This window comes from Iodobacter ciconiae (assembly GCF_003952345.1).
In the GTDB taxonomy this organism is placed as follows: Bacteria; Pseudomonadota; Gammaproteobacteria; order Burkholderiales; family Chitinibacteraceae; genus Iodobacter; species Iodobacter ciconiae.
Genome location: NZ_CP034433.1, coordinates 2,081,511 through 2,100,077 on the forward strand (window position 1 = coordinate 2,081,511; position 18,567 = coordinate 2,100,077).

At 46.1% G+C, this 18,567-nt stretch carries 15 protein-coding genes, 2 tRNA genes, 2 rRNA genes and 2 pseudogenes; 9 read left to right on the top strand and 12 right to left on the bottom strand.

Annotated features, from left to right (window positions below):
* Positions 1-210: 210 nt before the first annotated feature.
* The 5 genes and pseudogenes from EJO50_RS09145 to fur form a co-directional block, all read right to left on the bottom strand.
* Positions 211-1,113, bottom strand: a complete 903-nt coding sequence (locus tag EJO50_RS09145; protein WP_125973524.1) for a response regulator — start codon at positions 1,111-1,113, stop codon at positions 211-213.
* 190 nt (positions 1,114-1,303) lie between these two features.
* On the bottom strand, positions 1,304-2,071 hold the full coding sequence (locus tag EJO50_RS09150) for a ParA family protein (protein ID WP_125973526.1): 768 nt from the start codon (positions 2,069-2,071) through the stop codon (positions 1,304-1,306).
* Positions 2,072-2,217: 146 nt separating this feature from the next.
* Positions 2,218-2,946 carry an arginyltransferase gene (locus EJO50_RS09155; protein WP_125973528.1) on the bottom strand — a complete coding sequence of 243 codons (729 nt, stop codon included), beginning with the start codon at positions 2,944-2,946 and terminating at the stop codon, positions 2,218-2,220.
* A gap of 14 nt (positions 2,947-2,960) precedes the next feature.
* Positions 2,961-3,637: pseudogene (aat, locus tag EJO50_RS09160) on the bottom strand (leucyl/phenylalanyl-tRNA--protein transferase).
* 3 nt (positions 3,638-3,640) lie between these two features.
* On the bottom strand, positions 3,641-4,057 hold the full coding sequence (gene fur, locus EJO50_RS09165; protein ID WP_125973530.1) for a ferric iron uptake transcriptional regulator: 417 nt from the start codon (positions 4,055-4,057) through the stop codon (positions 3,641-3,643).
* 106 nt (positions 4,058-4,163) lie between these two features.
* Here fur and EJO50_RS09170 point away from each other — a divergent pair, with 106 nt between their 5' ends.
* Genes EJO50_RS09170 through ypfJ form a run of 3 tightly spaced genes read left to right on the top strand, consistent with a single transcriptional unit; the run spans position 4,164 to position 6,279 of the window.
* Complete coding sequence (locus tag EJO50_RS09170; protein WP_125973532.1) at positions 4,164-4,580, top strand: outer membrane protein assembly factor BamE; 417 nt, start codon at positions 4,164-4,166, stop codon at positions 4,578-4,580.
* Between the two features lie 4 nt (positions 4,581-4,584).
* Positions 4,585-5,385, top strand: coding sequence for a 4-hydroxy-tetrahydrodipicolinate reductase (gene dapB / locus EJO50_RS09175; protein WP_125973534.1), 801 nt, complete (start codon positions 4,585-4,587; stop codon positions 5,383-5,385).
* Positions 5,386-5,406: 21 nt separating this feature from the next.
* Positions 5,407-6,279: a KPN_02809 family neutral zinc metallopeptidase gene (gene ypfJ, locus EJO50_RS09180; protein WP_125973536.1), complete on the top strand. Its 873-nt coding sequence runs from the start codon at positions 5,407-5,409 to the stop codon at positions 6,277-6,279.
* Positions 6,280-6,743: 464 nt separating this feature from the next.
* On the opposite strand, the gene EJO50_RS09185 is transcribed toward ypfJ, so the two are convergent.
* Positions 6,744-7,913, bottom strand: coding sequence for a BaiN/RdsA family NAD(P)/FAD-dependent oxidoreductase (locus EJO50_RS09185; protein WP_125973538.1), 1,170 nt, complete (start codon positions 7,911-7,913; stop codon positions 6,744-6,746).
* A gap of 71 nt (positions 7,914-7,984) precedes the next feature.
* Here EJO50_RS09185 and EJO50_RS09190 point away from each other — a divergent pair, with 71 nt between their 5' ends.
* The 6 genes from EJO50_RS09190 to EJO50_RS09215 all read left to right on the top strand — a co-directional run bounded on the left by EJO50_RS09190 (position 7,985) and on the right by EJO50_RS09215 (position 11,849).
* The gene (locus EJO50_RS09190; protein WP_125973541.1) at positions 7,985-8,542 is read left to right on the top strand and encodes a DUF924 family protein; all 558 of its coding nucleotides are present in this window, start codon (positions 7,985-7,987) and stop codon (positions 8,540-8,542) included.
* Positions 8,543-8,629: 87 nt separating this feature from the next.
* Positions 8,630-9,430 (top strand): Cof-type HAD-IIB family hydrolase, encoded by an 801-nt coding sequence (locus EJO50_RS09195; RefSeq protein WP_125973543.1) that lies wholly within the window; start codon positions 8,630-8,632, stop codon positions 9,428-9,430.
* Positions 9,431-9,632: 202 nt separating this feature from the next.
* Positions 9,633-10,055, top strand: a complete 423-nt coding sequence (locus EJO50_RS09200) for a MarR family winged helix-turn-helix transcriptional regulator (RefSeq protein WP_125973545.1) — start codon at positions 9,633-9,635, stop codon at positions 10,053-10,055.
* 45 nt (positions 10,056-10,100) lie between these two features.
* Positions 10,101-10,643 (top strand): cytochrome b, encoded by a 543-nt coding sequence (locus tag EJO50_RS09205; protein ID WP_125973547.1) that lies wholly within the window; start codon positions 10,101-10,103, stop codon positions 10,641-10,643.
* 51 nt (positions 10,644-10,694) lie between these two features.
* Positions 10,695-11,255 (top strand): YceI family protein, encoded by a 561-nt coding sequence (locus EJO50_RS09210; protein ID WP_233702025.1) that lies wholly within the window; start codon positions 10,695-10,697, stop codon positions 11,253-11,255.
* A gap of 27 nt (positions 11,256-11,282) precedes the next feature.
* Positions 11,283-11,849, top strand: a complete 567-nt coding sequence (locus EJO50_RS09215) for a YceI family protein (RefSeq protein ID WP_125973549.1) — start codon at positions 11,283-11,285, stop codon at positions 11,847-11,849.
* Between the two features lie 77 nt (positions 11,850-11,926).
* Here EJO50_RS09215 and EJO50_RS09220 read toward each other — a convergent pair whose 3' ends face one another.
* The 6 genes and pseudogenes from EJO50_RS09220 to EJO50_RS09245 all read right to left on the bottom strand — a co-directional run bounded on the left by EJO50_RS09220 (position 11,927) and on the right by EJO50_RS09245 (position 18,476).
* Positions 11,927-12,676: an IS5 family transposase gene (locus EJO50_RS09220; RefSeq protein ID WP_125971449.1), complete on the bottom strand. Its 750-nt coding sequence runs from the start codon at positions 12,674-12,676 to the stop codon at positions 11,927-11,929.
* Between the two features lie 91 nt (positions 12,677-12,767).
* Positions 12,768-13,858, bottom strand: a pseudogene (locus EJO50_RS09225) (IS3 family transposase).
* A gap of 390 nt (positions 13,859-14,248) precedes the next feature.
* A 5S ribosomal RNA gene (gene rrf / locus EJO50_RS09230) occupies positions 14,249-14,362 on the bottom strand.
* A 133-nt stretch (positions 14,363-14,495) separates the two neighbouring features.
* Positions 14,496-17,789, bottom strand: a 23S ribosomal RNA gene (locus EJO50_RS09235).
* 286 nt (positions 17,790-18,075) lie between these two features.
* A tRNA-Ala gene (locus EJO50_RS09240) sits at positions 18,076-18,151 on the bottom strand.
* A 248-nt stretch (positions 18,152-18,399) separates the two neighbouring features.
* Positions 18,400-18,476 (bottom strand) — tRNA-Ile (locus tag EJO50_RS09245).
* Positions 18,477-18,567 lie beyond the last annotated feature (91 nt).

An 18,567-nucleotide genomic window follows, 5' to 3' on the forward strand; every position in this document is an offset into this window, starting at 1 on the left:
CCTAAGGGGCAAGCTCGCCATTAACCCTCTGACGATGTATAGCAAGCCGCCCTGCAGCTGCAAGCCATGCTCAGAAAATTTCCTGGTTAAAGCAAATAAGCGACTTCTACTTAGGCAATCTGATCAAACACAGGTACTTGTGCTGCACTAGAGGGCTAAGTAGCAAAACAAAGTAGTTTTATCAAGTTTATTTTTTTAGATGATAAATCCTTACTCCATAATAACTGACCGCACCCGCGCAATGACCTGGTTGCCACAGCCTTTGTATTCCACCGATTGAAACGACAACATCCTCGCCATAGAAATACCCCGCCCATGCGGATCAAAAGCACGCTCTGGCGACATTTCTAAAAACGGTTGCCACTCAAACCCCTTGCCTTCATCTGTGATAGTGAAAATAATATCTGCACCTTCCCGATAAAAAGCAACTTTCACTTTCCGACTTTCATATTCAGGCAAAGTTAAGCGAGTTTCTACTTCATCTTGCCAGCAACCATGCTGTAGTAACTTTGTTTTTTCAGCGTAACTGATTGCTAAATTACCATGTTCTACAGCATTCACCAACAATTCTGACAGACCCAGTGCAACGCGCTGTGGCTCCGGACAGGCGTTAGATAAAAGTAAAGTAAGATGACGGGCTTCTTCCAACGTTTGAAAATGAAACTCCCCTTTCATCAACAGATGATAGGAGTTGGCCTGAGCGGCCAGTTGCGCATCAAGCTGACTTTTTTCCCGATGAAAATTAACCGCTGCAGCCACAATAGCCAGCAACATATCGCGCTGAAATGGCTTAATCAGATAGTAATAGGCACCGGCAGCCAGGCCTTCACGCACATTCTCCGCAGCACCTACTGCAGTTTGCATAATTACGGGCAGGTGCTCAAATTCTGCTTGCTGCCGCAGGCGTGCAAGCAGCGACATTCCGTCCATACGAGGCATCATGCGATCAAGCAGGACCGTGCTAAAAGCCCGGTCCTGCGACAAAATCTGCCAAGCAACTTCGCCATCTTCGGCGATTACCACTTCGTAACCTGCGTCAGATAAGTGCTCGGACAATATTTCCAGATTAAAGGGCTCATCATCGACAATAAGTACCCTAGCCCGCTCTTGCATGACGTCTCCTTTCTTATCGGTATATAAAGTTTTTACTCAAACTTTCTAACTAGCCCATTGGCATGCTTGCTGTAACACAAGTAAAACCTGGACTTAATCACAGCTAATCATATCTTTATCTTACTTATCCTTATATTAGAGAAACAAAAACAATCAGGAGCCCGCATTACGCTCGTTTGCCTGCCTAACGTCAGCGAAGCAGCGCGTATAACGCACTAAACTGCTGGGATAATTTATGGCCAGGATCAAGTAATAAGAGGGGTATCGCCCGTTCATGAGATTCTCTCACCTTAACTGAAGCCCCCAGAAAAACATCCAGCACAGGTAGGCCCTGCGCCTGCAGCTCTGCCACCATACGTGCAGGTAAGCTGGCGCGGGCCTGATACTGGTTCACAATAATGCCTTCTACTACTAAATCAGCATTGTGATCATTGCGTATTTCAGCCACCCGATCGATCAGGCCCAATAAGGCATGGCGGGAAAACTCATCACAATCAAATGGAATTAAACATCCCTGAGCAGCAATCAATGCTGAAAGTGTAAAAAAGTTTAATGCAGGAGGTGTATCCAGCCAAACTTCATCAAAATCATCCGTTAATTCATGAAGTACTTCGCGTAACTTATAAATTTTATGCCTTGATTCTAATTTTGATTCTAATTCTGCAATCAAAGGATCCGAGGGCATAATTGACAGCAGCTCAAAAGGCGTAGGGTGAACAAATTCCCGAGGCGCTTTGGCATACATGCTGAAGTTAAGCACTTGATCAAAAAACTCAAATAAACCCGGTTTAGCCAAATCAAGCCCAGAGCCCAATAGATAATGGCTTGAATTCCCCTGTGGATCGAGATCAACAACCAGCACACGGCAACCTGCCTTAGCAGCTGCTGCAGCTAAATTAACAGTAATTGTTGATTTACCTACACCGCCTTTCTGATTAAACACCACTCTAATTTTCATTTTTTCGTCTCTTCACCGCATCATCATGCAATAGATGTTAGCAGCTCTGATTCGACTTGTATTGCATCGCACAATTAGATGTGGCAATTATGTTAAAGATTAAAGCTGTGGTGTAATAGCAGAAAAAAACCGGCTGTTTCTATTTATCATTCAATTGGCAAAGATTGCCAGCAGCCATTAAATAAACCCTCAATCGGCCTATAGCGTGCTTTGTAAGCCATTTTACGACACTGATCAATCCAGTAACCCAGATAAACATAAGATAACTGCATTTCTGCAGCCAATGAAATTTGCCAAAGAATATTAAACACACCCAGGCTGCTATTGGGCAGATCCGGATTATAAAAGGTATAAACAGAAGAAATGCCGTCATCCAGCTGATCAATCAAGCTTACCATCTGAATTTCATTATCCAGACTAAATTCAGCCAGAAAACTACCAACATTACTTTTTAAAATAAAATTCTGATATTGCTCCCGATTATCCTTATCCATCCCACCGCCTGCATGGCGTGCAAGCTGATATCGCTGATAAAGCAAATAATGGGATTCTTTGTATTCCAAAGCCATTACCCGTACTTGCAAGCCCGCGTGTCGCTTTTGTGCCCGGCGCTGGGCCCGGTCGGGCTTAAACTGGGCAACAGGTAATCTGACCGGTATGCATGCTTTGCAATAATCACACCAGGGGCGGTATACAAATGAGCCGCTACGCCGAAATCCGTGCTGCACCAGCTGACTGTACGCATGGCTGTCAATCAGCTCGGCAGGCACAGCAACCTGTGATCTGGCGAGCTGGTTTTCCAGGTAGCTGCATTCATAAGGGGCTGTTGTATAAAATTGCAATGGTGTGGTGCGCGTACGTAGCGAATCATTCATCTATCTACCCTGTTTTAATAAGACCAAGGCCCGGCAAGATGCTCTTGTTGAGTCAGCAGCTTAAGTTGTGCCATAAATTCATCACGTAAAATTTCTCGTGCGCCAAAACGGGCCAAATGATCTGTACGCATCTGACAATCAATCCAAACCCCTGCTGATGTAAATAGCGCACCAAATGTACAAAAGCAATTTTAGAAGCATCCGGTTTTCTTGCAAACATGGATTCACCGTAGAACATTTTACCAATAGCGATTCCATATAAACCACCTGCTAATTCTCCATCAATCCAGCACTCTGCAGAATGTGCCCAGCCAGCCCGATGCAATGCCCCATAACTGGCGCAGACCTCGTGGCTGATCCATGTGGCAGGCTCCCCATCCCGAGGTGCCGCACAGCCCTGCATAACCTGGTTAAAAGCGGTATCAAAACGCACTTCGTAGGCACGGTTGCGTAAAACTTTATTCAAAGACTTTGGAATATGCAGCTCTTCAGGAAAGAGCACCATTCGCGGATCAGGGCTCCACCACAAAATAGGCTCACCCGGCATAAACCAGGGGAAAATACCTTCCGCGTACGCAGCCAGCACCCGCCGGGGTGATAAATCACCACCAGCTGCCAACAAACCATTTGGCTCCCGCAAGGCCTTGGAAAGCGAGGGAAATTGCAAACTGTTATCCAGCCATGAAATCACAAACTATGTGGCCTTACATTTTGCACAGATGCCATACAAATACATTTCATGATCCTGAATCTCAAAATGATGCTCTTTTGCAATCGCATCCTGGCGCTTTTCGATTTCCGAATCGTAAAACTCTTCAACCTCACCACATTTCACACAGACCAGGTGATCATGATGTCCACCCGCGCTCAGCTCAAACACGGATTTACCTGTTTCAAAGTGATGGCGAACCAAAATCCCTGCCTGCTCGAACTGAGTCAGAACCCGGTAAACCGTGGCCAGGCCAATATCTAAATTATCAGCAAGCAGCAGACGATAGACATCTTCTGCTGTCATATGCCGCTGCTCGCCAGTCTCGAACAAGTTCAAGATTTTCAGGCGTGGGCCTGTTGCTTTCAGACCCATTTCTTTTAATTCGTTAGCTTTACTCATATGTAATCTCCCTGATTTAAGCTATGTACTTCGGCAAGCGGCCAGATCAGGTTATGATATAGCGTTTAAGTTGGTCACTCCAACCCGCTCTGGAAGAATATCGCTCATGTTGAAGGCAAAAGTACTCATTTTGTTGCTCCCTATCGCGCTGATGACCTCGGCGTGCAGTGTTGCAAATTTTCTTACACCTTATAAGCTCGACATCCCTCAGGGAAACGAGATTACAGCAGATCAGGTTGCTAAGCTCAAAACAGGGATGACACGCTCCCAAGTCCGCTTTCTTTTAGGCACGCCCCTGCTGAACGATCCCTTTCATGCCAACCGCTGGGATTACGTTCACAGTGATGCTCGTGCTGGTGAGCTTAAAGAAAAGAAAAGCTTTGTCCTTATTTTTGAAGGAGACAGCCTGGCCAGCTTCAGCGGTGAAACACTACCAGCCCCAGCCAAATTCAAATCCACAGAACTACCTGCAGCCGCTTCGGCTGCGGGTAGTATAACTGCTGTACCGGTCAGCAAGGAATAAGCCAATGAGCATCAAAATTGCCATTGCCGGTAGCAGCGGCCGCATGGGCCGTATGCTGATCGAAGCAGTGCTTGCACAGAGTGATTGCCAGCTTTTTGCCGCTCTGGATCGTGAAAACAGCCCCGCAATCGGGCAGGATGCATCGGCTTTTCTTGGTAAAAATTGTGGTGTAAACATTTGTGCCAATTTTGAAAGTCTGACAGGTGCTGATGTTTTAATCGATTTCACCCGCCCCGAGGGCACGCTGCAACACCTGATGGCCTGCCAGCAATATGGTGTGAATATGATTATTGGCACCACAGGGTTCGAAGAAGCTGGAAAGACCGCCATTCGGGCCGCCGCAAACCATATCGCTATTGTTCATGCTTACAATATGAGTACAGGCGTAAATTTGCTGGTAAAACTACTCGAAGTCGCTGCAAAAACACTCAATACCGGTTATGACATCGAAATTCTGGAAATGCACCATCGTATGAAAGTCGATGCGCCTTCCGGAACAGCCTTAATGCTGGGTGAAGCCGTTGCTGGTGCCTTGGGTCATCAGCTCAAAGATTGTGCCATCTATGATAGGCAAGGCATTACCGGTGAACGAGATCCTTCCAGCATCGGTTTTGCCACACTGCGAGGCGGAGATGTCATTGGAGATCACACCGTAATTTTTGCGGGGATGGGCGAGCGCATCGAAATTTCACATAAAGCCTCAAACCGTAACATTTACGCTCAAGGCTCGGTTCGTGCCGCCCGCTTTTTAAAGGGACAAAAACCAGGCCTGTTTGATATGCAGGACGTGCTTGGACTGAGCTAAAACACAAAAACGGAGATTACAATGCGCTGGCAAGATTTAAGACGTAGCGATAATGTCGAAGATCATCGTAATGATGATGCCAGTAGTGGTCATTCGGCTCGCTTACCCATAGGGCAGCTGGGAATTGGTGGCGTTATGATTGTCGGCGTCATCAGCCTGTTGCTTGGGCAAAACCCGCTGCAAGTATTGGGACTCATCCCAGACCACGGTGTTAGCACACCCAATGCACAGCAAACACCCGGTAAACGCGAGCATGCAAAAGATCCTGCTAGCGAGTTTTCCAGGGCAATCTTGGCCTCAACAGAGGAAGTCTGGGGCAAAGCCTACCCTGCCGCGTTTGGCACAGAATATACCCCCGCTAAACTTTATTTATTCAGGGGGCAGGTAAAATCTGCTTGCGGCAGTGCATCTTCTGCAATGGGACCATTTTATTGCTCCGCCGATCAAAAAGTTTATATCGATCTCAGCTTTTATGATGAGCTAGCCAAACGCTTTGGTGCACCGGGTGATTTTGCTAATGCCTACGTACTTGCCCATGAAATTGGCCATCATGTGCAAAACTTAGCGGGCATTTCTGGCAAAGTACACCAAAAACAGCAGCAGCTATCCAAAAAGCAAGGCAATGCTTTATCAGTAAAGCTTGAGCTACAGGCAGATTGCTTGGCTGGAGTATGGGGCCACTATGCCGCTCAGCAAAAAATACTTGAGCCAGGGGATATCGAAGCAGGCTTGGCCGCAGCCAATGCCATTGGGGACGACACATTACAACGCAGCGCGGGCCAAGCCATTACACCGGATGCATTCACCCACGGCAGCTCAGCACAACGCATGCACTGGTTTAAACAAGGCCTGGAAAGTGGCGCTGTGAGTAGCTGTAATACATTTAAATCTTAGGTAACGCGTAGCACTGCGGCATGCAAATTGAAATAATCTTGACTGACACGTAAACAACCGTGCGTTATAGAATTTTTAAAGAAAGAAGCAATAACAACGGAGTGCAAATGCACTCCGTTGCTTCTAACGAAAAAACAGATGAAATGTTAACTGCAGGTTAATGTTTATAAAAACAGCTGTTACTTCAACAGCAGCTACAGGGAAAAGACGTACAAAACAGTACGGCCACATCTACAGCTAAAACAACCTAACAGTACTCACTTCTAACATAATGCAAAGGGCATTTACAACGATACCTGAAGGCTTTCATGTGACGACTTGCACGCCATCACTGCCACTACAGGTACCAGCAAAGCGACACATCGCGCGTCGCAACGGAGCCAGACTTCATCTCCGCAAACAGCACTTCTTGGAAACCATTCATTCAATCTCCTTTTGCCATTACTGGAAATCTCGTTATATACCTAGGAATTTAATCCCGCAACATAACCTGATGACCAAGCCCATTGAAAGTTATATCCGCCCAGCCAGCCGGTCACATCCACCACCTCACCAATAAAAAATAAACCCGCAACCTGGCGTGACTCCATAGTTTTAGACGATAACGCCAGGGTATCAACACCACCGCGTGTCACCTCCGCTTTTTTATACCCGACGGTACCGGACGGCATAATGCACCAGTGATGCAAGCTCTCTTCAATAGCAGCCAGCTCTTTAGCCGTATATTGCTTAAGTGGCTTGATTTCACCCCATTGCATGAGCCATGCCTGCACCAGACGCTTGGGCAAATACTCGGAAAGAATATTGCTGATTAAAGCATCACGATTTACAGCCACCCAAATTTCATCAAAGTCAACATCAGGTAGCAGATCAATTTCCAGAGTATCGCCTGCCCGCCAGTAGCTGGATATTTGCAAAATGGCAGGACCAGATAAACCCTTATGAGTGAGCAAGATTGCCTCTCTGAACTGCATATCACCACAGCTCACAATCGTGTCTTCGATCGCCACCCCGGCTAAATCAGCCCATAAATCCTGTGGCTGAAAAGTGAGCGGCACCAGTGCGGCAGCTAAAGGCAGTACCGGGATATCAAATTGCTTCGCAATCTCGTATCCCAAGCCCGTTGCCCCAATAGGTGGAATCGATAAGCCGCCACAGGCTATGACTAAGGAGCTACAAAGCCAGGTTTCTTTGCTTGTTGCTACCTCAAAACCAAGGTCGGTTTTTTGAATGGCCACAATACCTGTATCCATACGCCAGATCGCCCCCCCCAAATCTACTTCGGCTTTTAACATATCAATAATGGCTTGTGAGCCTTGATCGCAAAATAGCTGGCCTAATGTCTTTTCGTGATAGCCAAGGCCGTACGACTCAACCATCTTGATAAAATCAAATGGGCTGTATTGTTTAAGCGCTGATTTTACGAAATGTGGGTTTTCCGATTGATAACAGCTGGGCAATGTATTCAAATTAGTAAAATTACAGCGCCCGCCACCCGAGATACGAATTTTCTCGGCAAGCTTAGCAGCATGATCAATCAGCACAACACTGCGGCCCCTCTGTCCGGCTGTTGCTGCACACATCATCCCGGCTGCACCAGCTCCAATTACAATCACATCGACCACACTATGCATAAAACTCCCCGTACAAGCTGGGCTAAAATGGCGTATTGTAGCCCACTATCTAAACCGCTTACGGTACAACAATGAATCCTGATGATGTTCTCTCTTTTTGGTTTGGCGAGCAGCTAGAAATCCGTGCACAATGGTTTCATAAAGATGCGGAATTTGATGCTCAAATTAATACAAAATTTCTAGCTTTTGTTGAAATGGCAGCACAAGGCAAGCTCAATCACTGGCTAAAAACTCCTCGTCACTGCCTGGCCTATATTATTTTACTTGACCAATTTCCCCGCAATATTTTTAGAAATAGCGCTCGCTCTTTTGCCTATGATCATCTGGCTTTACAAGCAGCCAAAGATATAATTAATGCAGGATTTAATACCCAGTTTCATGCATTGGAGCAGCTATTTATCTATTTGCCCCTGGAACATTCTGAAAATTTAGCCGACCAAGAATTAACACTTTCCCTAATGAAGCAATGGCAAAATGAACCGCAACTACAAGGTTTTTATGATTACGCAATCAAGCATCACGCCGTAATTCAGCGCTTTGGCCGCTTCCCTCACCGCAATACTCTTTTAGGCCGAAATTCGACAATGGAAGAATTAAACTATCTTTCTTTACCGGGAGCAGGGTTTTAATTTATTTTATTTGGCATTTTTACAAGCACAAAACCCATATGATAGAAGTTAGAATCAAGGCTCCCAAAATCAACCGGATTGCCCACGATGTATCAACTTATCGCCTCCGATCTTGATGGCACCTTACTCAATAATGCACATATGGTCGATGCCTATACCGCAGACACCTTGCAGCAACTAGAAAAAAGTGGCGTTCAATTTGTCATTGCCACGGGCCGTCATTATTTAGACGTAATGGGCATTCGTGATGTATTAGGTGTCCGCGCTCACCTGATTACATCCAATGGCGCGCGTATTCATAGCCCTGAAAATCAACTCATCCATGCAGAGAATATTCCGGCATCTGCAGTACAGGAATTATCACAAGCCGAATTTGCAACAGGCACCCTGTTAAGTTTTTATCTTGATGATGCCTGGCTAATTGATCAACACAGCCAGTATTTACTCGATATGCATCAGGATTCCGGCTTTACCTATCAAATCAGTGATCTTGCCAACCATCACGGAAAAGGCGTCGCCAAAGTACTTTATATTGGCGAGCATGAACATCTACTAGATGTAGAAAAAAAACTGCGTGAACGTTTTAGCGACACACTCTATATCACTTTTTCCATGCCAGATTGCCTGGAAGTTATGGCAGCAGGCGTTTCCAAAGGCCACGCTCTGCAAGTTGTCTTAGCGCGCCTGGGCCTCTTGGCTGAGCAATGTATTGCTTTTGGCGACGGACAAAATGATCTGGAATTACTCCAAACTGCAGGGCATCCACGACTAATGAGTAATGCTAATCCGCGCCTTGTAGCTGCCCTGCCAGGCGTATTAACAATTGGTAGTAATGAAGAATCCGGTGTGGCCAGGCATCTACGCACCGCATTTAAAATGGCGCATTAATCCACTCAGCCATCACAAAGGGCTGCTTGCAGCCCTTACTAATGATTTGTCGACAGTTTTCTGTTTCTCTGATCCCAGGCCTGAAATACAAATATTTCAATCAATGCTTATCTTGACACATAGTAAGTAATCCACCTTGCTTGCAGCATTTTTTTTGATCTGATATAAATAGTACTAACACGAACAATAAAAGCCATACGTCATGGAAAACTTCCAAGTCACAATCCGTGAACTGGTTCGCTGCTACCAAGCTTTTGAGCAACTATCCAACCGGCATATTCGAAGCATGGATTTAACACCCGCCCAGTTTGACATTATCGCCACACTAGGTAATACACAGGGTATGAATTGCCGGGAGCTGGGGGAGAAAACGCTCATCACAAAAGGAACACTCACTGGGGTGCTAGATCGCCTGGAAATGCGCGGGATAATAAACCGAGAAACAACCAATGAAGACAGACGTAGTTTTCGGGTTTATCTAAGCCCCAAAGGTGAAACATTATTTGAAAATACATTTATTCAGCATCTTGAATACATCCGCCCCTTTTTTTCTGATCTGCCTGAGCAAAAACTGGCTGAAATAACCAGTGTGCTTGCTGAACTTCGAAGCAAATTTAATGACTAAGTGATTATCATTTAGTTGATTTAGACACACCTAATAGTGAATCAAATGAGTAAAACACAATACGATAGCGTCCAGATTCTATTGCACTGGCTAATGGCTCTTCTTATCTGTGCCGCCTTTGGTCTCGCATGGACCATGGAGGATATGCCACTTTCCCCCGCTAAATTCAAAATGATCTCATGGCATAAATGGGCAGGTATCACCGTTCTTGGTTTAGTTGCTATTCGTCTTATCTGGTTAAAAATCAAAGGTGCTCCCGCTGCTGATCCTGGCCTACCAGCATGGCAAAGTAGGCTATCAATCGGCGTACATCATCTGCTTTATCTTTTAATGTTTGCCATGCCTATTTCCGGCTGGCTAATGAGTTCGGCCAAAGGCTTCCCGGTTGTTTACCTGGGCCTGTGGAAATTACCTGATCTTATTGCAAAAAATCCAGAACAAGCTGATTTCTTTGGTAATAGCCACGGCCTGTTTGCCACTGCGCTATTAATCTTGATTGGCCTACACGCTGCTGCTGCACTCAAACATCACTTTATTGATAAGGACACCATCCTTGCCCGTATGCTGCCATTTTTACGTAAAAAATAAAGTATAAATTCACTCATCTAAGCTTGTTTAGCTTTCCCACTGGAGAACACAGTGATTCGTCATATTCTTAGCGCTACACTACTCACGGCACTTAGCCTCTCGGCAAGTGCCGCCCAGACTCTCGTTCCGCAAAAAAGTAAAATTGATTTCACTTTTAAACAAATGGGCGTGTCGGTTGATGGTGGCTTTAAAAGCTTTGCCGCCAAAGTAGATTTTGATCCAGCCAAGCCAGAAAAAGCCCAAGCTGAAATTACCGTCGATCTAGCTAGCATTGATGTGGGGGGCAGCGATGGTAATACCGAAGCCAAAAAGAAAGCCTGGTTTGACGTTGCCAGCTTTCCTAAGGCCACCTTTATTGCCAGCAGTATTAAAACGCTAGGTAATAATAAATTTGAGGCGAAAGGCAAATTAACCATTAAAGGCATTAGTCGAGATATAACAACTCAACTCACTGCCAAGCCAGAAGCAGGCAATTTGATCGTTGAAGGCACACTCCCTATTTTACGATTGCAATATAAATTAGGTGATGGCATGTGGGCGGATACGGATACCGTTGCAGATCAAGTTACTATTAAATATAAAATCACCCTCGCTGGCACAGCTGGCAAATAAGTTTCACCCACCCACCGGAGTCAGAAGATGAAGCGTTTTATCGCCACAGCATTATTAGCAGGCTTAAGCAGCACTGCATTTGCCGCACCCGTTGTATATCAGTTAGATCCATCCCACACCTACCCAAGCTTTGAATTAAGCCACCTGGGTTTTTCAATTCAAAATGGCCGCTTTGATAAATCAAGTGGCACCATTACATTAGATGCAGAAAAGAAAACCGGTAGCGTAGATATCAGCATTGATACCCGCAGCTTAAATAGCGGTTGGGAAAAACGCGATGCCCACGTTAAAGGCCCCGATTTTTTTAATACAGAAAAATTTCCAACAATGACTTTTAAATCCAATAAATTGGTATTTGAAGGCGAAAAATTAGTAGCTGTTGATGGCAACTTTACCCTTTTAGGTGTAACCAAACCACTCACATTAGCAGTCAGCAATTTCAAATGTGATATGCATCCGATGATGAAAAAACCAGCTTGCGGTGCCAATGCAACAGCAACAATCAAACGTAGTGAATTTGGTATGAGCACTTATGTACCCAATATCGGTGACGATGTTAAACTCAGCATTGCTGTAGAAGCTGTTCAGAAATAAACAAAGATTATATTCAATAAAAATGGCTTCCTACCTGGGAAGCCATTTTTTTGCCTACCCTAGGGTCTGTTGACGTTTCACATCGGTAGCCATAAAAATGCGCACGCCATGGCTATGACACTTTCATAATTTCGCTTCAACTTGTCATATCGGAATGCCACTGCGCGGTAATGCTTCAATCGCGCAAAAGCATTCTCGACCAAATGTCGATAGCAATACAGCCCACGATCTAGATCCACATTCCCTTTGATTGAATTACGTTTTCTGGGAATCACTGATCGCGCACCCTGCGCAGAAATCAGTCCTCGAAGGTACTCACTATCGTACCCCTTATCTGCGATGATCACTTCGGCTGAAGGCAGTTGGGCAATCAGTTCTGGGGCGGCAGTACAATCATTAATCTCGCCTCCGGTAATTTCGAAGGCAATCGGCAAACCATAAGCATCTACCGCCAAATGAATTTTGCTGGTGTTCCCTGCACGGCTTTTGCCAATCGCTTCAGATTGATCGCTGGCCGCCCCGGCGCTGTGTTGATGCGCCTTGGCATAGCTACCATCAATGAATACCCATTCAAAATCGGGGTCGATCAGTAAGGCTTTGAAAATATTGAGCCATTTCCCAGCTACAGACCAAGCATTAAAGCGTTTATAGACGGAATTCCATTCACCAAAGGCGCTGGGTAAATCCCGCCATGGGCAGCCAACGCGCATGCGGTAAAACATTCCTTCGACGGTAATTCGTAAATCAGGCTTGTTGTAAATGGTGTGTTGAAGCAGAATCTTTTCTAGCTTCGACCAAAGCTCGTTACTGAGCATTAATCGGGGCATCGCAAACCTGCAGGGGAAATGGTGTAGGAACCTGAATTCTGCGGGTTTGCATCCATCATTGCATGACTTTAGCTTGAAACGTCAACAGACCCTAGGCATGTAATGCCAGTTTTTGTTTCGGGGTGATGCCGCCCAATCCCATATGCGGGCGCTCGTTATTGTAAGTCCAAAGCCATTGCGTTGCAGTTTCTTGCACTTCGGCAAGGCTTTCAAAGTCATCACAGGCCAGCCATTCATAACGTACGGTACGATTATAACGCTCAATATATGCATTTTGCTGCGGATTGCCAGGCTGAATATAAGCCAATTCAATCGATTGTTGCTCTGCCCAATTCTTTAGCAGATGGCTAATATATTCAGGGCCATTATCGGACCTGATTCGCTTAGGCTTGCCGCGCTATTCGATGATTTGATTCAAGCTGCGTATTACGCGCTCTGCCGGCAAAGAGAAATCGACTTCAATACCCAAGCCTTCACAATTAAAATCATCAATCACGTTAAATAAGCGAATGCTACGGCTATTAGCTAATTGATCGTGCATAAAATCCATCGACCACGTTTCATTTTTTGCTGCCGGCACGGCTAATGGCGCTGGCGTTTCGCGTTCTAAGCGCTTTTTTGCTTTATTCCTCAGATTTAACTCTAAATCACAGTAAATTCTGTAGACGCGTTTATGGCTCCAGTGTTTTTTCTTGACGTTGCGCAGATGCAAAAAGCAGAGGCCAAAGCCCCAGCTTAGATTCGTCTCAGTAAGCTGAATCAGCGAATCCGCAATTTTTGCATTTTCCGCATCTAGTTTGCGAATATAGCGATAGCAAGTCGTGCTAATTGCAAAGCTAGCGCAAGCCGTACGAATAGAAACGGCCCTGGTTTCAACGGCCCAGTGAGCCATCTCGCGGCGCTGAGATGGCTTCACCACTTTTTTGACATGGCTTCCTTGATGATGTCCGCCTGCATTTGGGCTTCGATATACATCTTTTTAAGGCCCTTATTTTCATCCTCCAGCTCTTTCATTCGCGTCATCATCGAGACGTCCATACCGCCACCAAACTTAGCGCGCCACTTATAGAATGATGCGGCGCTCATGCCGTGCTCGCGGCACAGATCGGGAACGGTCGAACCGGCTTCGGCTTGCTTTAAAATCGCCATAATCTGGCTATCAGAATAACATGCTGCTTTCATGTAGAAGCTGCTCAAAGACTGCGAGAAAATTCTACTTAAAAATGAGCTGGTTTTGTGGGGGGATTACCCATTCAGGTATTAGTAATACTACTTTCCCTGCATGGACACAGTCCAATAAATTGCAGTTATCAACTATCCATAACTACTGGAACAAGAAAGTCTCATAGCATATTTATGGATTTCTGCGATATTTATAATAATCGCATCACTCATTTCCACAGCACTGCCACGAAATAACACGAATAAGTAAGGAAGTTACTTGCGCTGCCCAAATTTTCTCAATTGCACTGATACTTGATTTTCTTCCACGCAAAGCAAAACCCCCGCCTCTTTCGAGTACGGGGGTCTTGTTTACATCACGTGCGAATCTTTGATTCGCTCAGTAAAGGTGTCTGGCAATGACCTACTTTCACACAGGTAATCTGCACTATCATCGGCGCTAAGGTGTTTCACTGTCCTGTTCGGGATGGGAAGGAGTGGGACCACCTCGCTATGGTCGCCAGACTTTAACGGGGTAACTCGTCGTGTGTATTGCTCCACAACGCGTTCAGTTCAATAGAAGAAGTAATTCAATACTCAAACTTAACTCTTAATCCGGGTAGATTATATACCGTCGCACACACGCGTCTCAGGTTATAGGATCAAGCCTTACGGGCAATTAGTATCGGTTAGCTTAATGCATTACTGCACTTCCACACCCGACCTATCAACGTCCTGGTCTCGAACGACCCTTTAAAAGGCTTAAAGCCTTGGGGAAATCTCATCTTGAGGCGAGTTTCGCGCTTAGATGCTTTCAGCGCTTATCTCTTCCAGATTTAGCTACCCGGCGATGCCACTGGCGTGACAACCGGTACACCAGAGATCTGTCCACTCCGGTCCTCTCGTACTAGGAGCAGCCCCCCTCAAATTTCCAACGCCCACTGCAGATAGGGACCAAACTGTCTCACGACGTTTTGAACCCAGCTCACGTACCACTTTAAATGGCGAACAGCCATACCCTTGGGACCGGCTACAGCCCCAGGATGTGATGAGCCGACATCGAGGTGCCAAACTCCGCCGTCGATGTGAACTCTTGGGCGGAATCAGCCTGTTATCCCCGGAGTACCTTTTATCCGTTGAGCGATGGCCCTTCCATTCAGAACCACCGGATCACTATGTCCTGCTTTCGCACCTGCTCGACTTGTCTGTCTCGCAGTTAAGCCGCCTTATGCCATTACACTATCAGTACGATGTCCGACCGTACCTAGGCGACCTTCGAGCTCCTCCGTTACAATTTGGGAGGAGACCGCCCCAGTCAAACTGCCTACCATGCACGGTCCCCGATCCGGATAACGGACCAAGGTTAGAACCTCAAAGGGGTCAGGGTGGTATTTCAAGGTCGGCTCCACGCAGACTAGCGTCCACGCTTCATAGCCTCCCACCTATCCTACACAAACCACTTCAAAGTCCAATGCAAAGCTACAGTAAAGGTTCACGGGGTCTTTCCGTCTAGCAGCGGGGAGATTGCATCTTCACAAACATTTCAACTTCGCTGAGTCTCAGGAGGAGACAGTAGGGCCATCGTTACGCCATTCGTGCGGGTCGGAACTTACCCGACAAGGAATTTCGCTACCTTAGGACCGTTATAGTTACGGCCGCCGTTTACTGGGACTTCAGTCAAGAGCTTGCACCCCATCATTTAATCTTCCAGCACCGGGCAGGCGTCACACCCTATACGTCGTCTTTCGACTTTGCAGAGTGCTGTGTTTTTGATAAACAGTCGCAGCCCCCATTTCTCTGCGACCCATTTCTGCTCCATTCGCGAAGAACTTCACATACTCTGGGCTCACCTTCTCCCGAAGTTACGGTGATAATTTGCCGAGTTCCTTCTCCTGAGTTCTCTCAAGCACCTTAGAATTCTCTTCCTACCCACCTGTGTCGGTTTGCGGTACGGTCAATATAAAGCTGAAGCTTAGAGGCTTTTCTTGGAAGCATAGGATCAATCACTTCAGACCGAAGTCCTCGTCATCACGTCTCAGCGTTAAAGCAGCCCGGATTTGCCTAAGCCACACGCCTACTCGCTTAAACCACCTATTCCAACAGATGGCTGACCTACCTTTCTCCGTCCCCCCATCGCACTTCATATCGGTACGGGAATATTAACCCGTTGTCCATCGACTACGCATTTCTGCCTCGCCTTAGGGGCCGACTCACCCTGCGCCGATGAACGTTGCGCAGGAAACCTTGGGTTTTCGGTGTGCGGGCTTTTCACCCGCATTATCGCTACTCATGTCAGCATTCGCACTTCCGATACCTCCAGCATCCTTCTCAAGACACCTTCGCAGGCCTACGGAACGCTCCTCTACCATTTAGGAGCCAGCTTTCAGGGTTCGGGTTTCAGTGATTTGCCTAAACCATGCAGCATCTTGGCGATCTCTTCATATTGATCGCGCCAACGTTGCCAGTCTGTTTCACTGATGTATCCTAAATCCATGCTATATCGTAGCCAAACTCGCACTTCATCTGCACTGCCTAAGGCAATAAAAATGAAGCGTAAAAATTCTCCTTTCAAGTAGCCTTGTTTGCCAAATCCTTCTGCAAGATTTGCAACAATGCTTTTACTCGATCGTCGTATTTGATCACCCAACGCGTATTGTTCAATCTTTGGAAAGCTTAAGCTCATCCGATGAATCTCTAAGGAGACCACATAGGCTTTCTTAAACACGTCCAATTCTTCTACACGTTGAACCATCGTTTGACTCCTGAAGCCTGAAAGCTGACTCCTAAATTCGCGTCTTCGGTTATCAGTTTGAGCCCCGTTACATCTTCCGCGCAGGACGACTCGACCAGTGAGCTATTACGCTTTCTTTAAATGATGGCTGCTTCTAAGCCAACATCCTGGCTGTCTATGCCTTCCCACCTCGTTTTCCACTTAACTGATTATTTGGGACCTTAGACGGCGATCTGGGTTGTTTCCCTCTTGACCATGGACGTTAGCACCCACAGTCTGTCTCCCATGCTCGCACTTGACGGTATTCAGAGTTTGCCATGGTTTGGTAAGTCGCGATGACCCCCTAGCCATAACAGTGCTTTACCCCCGTCAGTGATACATGAGGCACTACCTAAATAGTTTTCGAGGAGAACCAGCTATTTCCAAGTTTGTTTAGCCTTTCACCCCTATCCACAGCTCATCCCCTAATTTTGCAACATTAGTGGGTTCGGACCTCCACTGCGTATTACCGCAGCTTCATCCTGGCCATGGATAGATCACTTGGTTTCGGGTCTACGCCCAGCAACTATGCGCCCTATTCGGACTCGGTTTCCCTACGCCTCCCCTACTCGGTTAAGCTCGCTACTGAACGTAAGTCGCTGACCCATTATACAAAAGGTACGCAGTCACCCCATTTTGCAAGGGCTCCCACTGTTTGTATGCATCCGGTTTCAGGTTCTATTTCACTCCCCTCCCGGGGTTCTTTTCGCCTTTCCCTCACGGTACTGGTTCACTATCGGTCGATGATGAGTATTTAGCCTTGGAGGATGGTCCCCCCATCTTCAAACAGGATTTCTCGTGTCCCGCCCTACTTCTCGCATGCTTAGTACCAACCAATCTCTTTCGTGTACGGGGCTATCACCCACTATCGCCAGACTTTCCAGACTGTTCCACTAAAGTTTGATCTATCACATGCAGGCTCTTCCCATTTCGCTCGCCACTACTTTGGGAATCTCGGTTGATTTCTTTTCCTTCGGCTACTTAGATGTTTCAGTTCGCCGAGTTCGCTCTACACCACCTATGTATTCAGTGATGAGTGACCCAAAAGGGCCGGGTTTCCCCATTCGGATATCGATGGATCAAAGCTTATTTGCCAGCTCCCCATCGCTTTTCGCAGGCTAACGCGTCCTTCTTCGCCTATCATCGCCAAGGCATCCACCAGATGCACTTAGTCGCTTGATCCTATAACCTCAAACACGTATCAACAAAGTTAATACAATTCGAAGTATCTGATTTCGCTTTGTTTGCGACATCGATTATTCAGTTCTGACTTCGAATAATCGATTTTTATACAATCTACCCTTATTTATTTCTAAACTTGAGTATTACTTCTTCTATTTTTTTAAAGATCAAAGATACATATTGCTGATTTTAGAAATCAGAAATAAAACATCGTCCCAAGCTTTAAATCTCTCTTGAGACAATATGTTATTTCTAGTTTCTTACTTCATTCCACCACTCAAAGGAGTGGTGGAGGCTAACGGACTCGAACCGTTCACCCCCTGCTTGCAAAGCAGGTGCTCTACCAGATGAGCTAAGCCCCCAGTTACTTCGCTATACTTCGTCACTCAATCTCTCGTTTACCTTAGTAAACATCGAGATTTTATTTCTCGTCTAGCTCGCAATAAATTATTGCAATTTAAAATCAAATTGCCTGCTCAATAAATTCATTAAGCAATCACCTCTCTGGCCGCAATAGTCAAGTGAGGCTAGAAATAAAATAACGCAGTGTACGTTTCAGTACACAAATTATTTTATGACGACGCATCACGCAGGCTAGTGCGGATTAGAATGGTGGGTCAGACAGGAATCGAACCTGTGACCCCCGCCTTATCAAGACGGTGCTCTAACCGACTGAGCTACTGACCCATTTCAGAATATTCAGGTAGCTAATCTACGCCGCCTGAGCAACTGAGCAATCTGATTTTTACGAAAACTTCTCGTATCTTCTTTTCTACAG

Bases quoted from the DNA above. Each gene is read 5' to 3' on its own strand.
- EJO50_RS09145 (WP_125973524.1), bottom strand. From the start codon at position 1,113: ATGCAAGAGCGGGCTAGGGTACTTATTGTCGATGATGAGCCCTTTAAT.
- EJO50_RS09150 (WP_125973526.1), bottom strand. From the start codon at position 2,071: ATGAAAATTAGAGTGGTGTTTAATCAGAAAGGCGGTGTAGGTAAATCA.
- EJO50_RS09155 (WP_125973528.1), bottom strand. From the start codon at position 2,946: ATGAATGATTCGCTACGTACGCGCACCACACCATTGCAATTTTATACA.
- fur (WP_125973530.1), bottom strand. From the start codon at position 4,057: ATGAGTAAAGCTAACGAATTAAAAGAAATGGGTCTGAAAGCAACAGGC.
- EJO50_RS09170 (WP_125973532.1), top strand. From the start codon at position 4,164: ATGTTGAAGGCAAAAGTACTCATTTTGTTGCTCCCTATCGCGCTGATG.
- dapB (WP_125973534.1), top strand. From the start codon at position 4,585: ATGAGCATCAAAATTGCCATTGCCGGTAGCAGCGGCCGCATGGGCCGT.
- ypfJ (WP_125973536.1), top strand. From the start codon at position 5,407: ATGCGCTGGCAAGATTTAAGACGTAGCGATAATGTCGAAGATCATCGT.
- EJO50_RS09185 (WP_125973538.1), bottom strand. From the start codon at position 7,913: ATGCATAGTGTGGTCGATGTGATTGTAATTGGAGCTGGTGCAGCCGGG.
- EJO50_RS09190 (WP_125973541.1), top strand. From the start codon at position 7,985: ATGAATCCTGATGATGTTCTCTCTTTTTGGTTTGGCGAGCAGCTAGAA.
- EJO50_RS09195 (WP_125973543.1), top strand. From the start codon at position 8,630: ATGTATCAACTTATCGCCTCCGATCTTGATGGCACCTTACTCAATAAT.
- EJO50_RS09200 (WP_125973545.1), top strand. From the start codon at position 9,633: ATGGAAAACTTCCAAGTCACAATCCGTGAACTGGTTCGCTGCTACCAA.
- EJO50_RS09205 (WP_125973547.1), top strand. From the start codon at position 10,101: ATGAGTAAAACACAATACGATAGCGTCCAGATTCTATTGCACTGGCTA.
- EJO50_RS09215 (WP_125973549.1), top strand. From the start codon at position 11,283: ATGAAGCGTTTTATCGCCACAGCATTATTAGCAGGCTTAAGCAGCACT.
- EJO50_RS09220 (WP_125971449.1), bottom strand. From the start codon at position 12,676: ATGCCCCGATTAATGCTCAGTAACGAGCTTTGGTCGAAGCTAGAAAAG.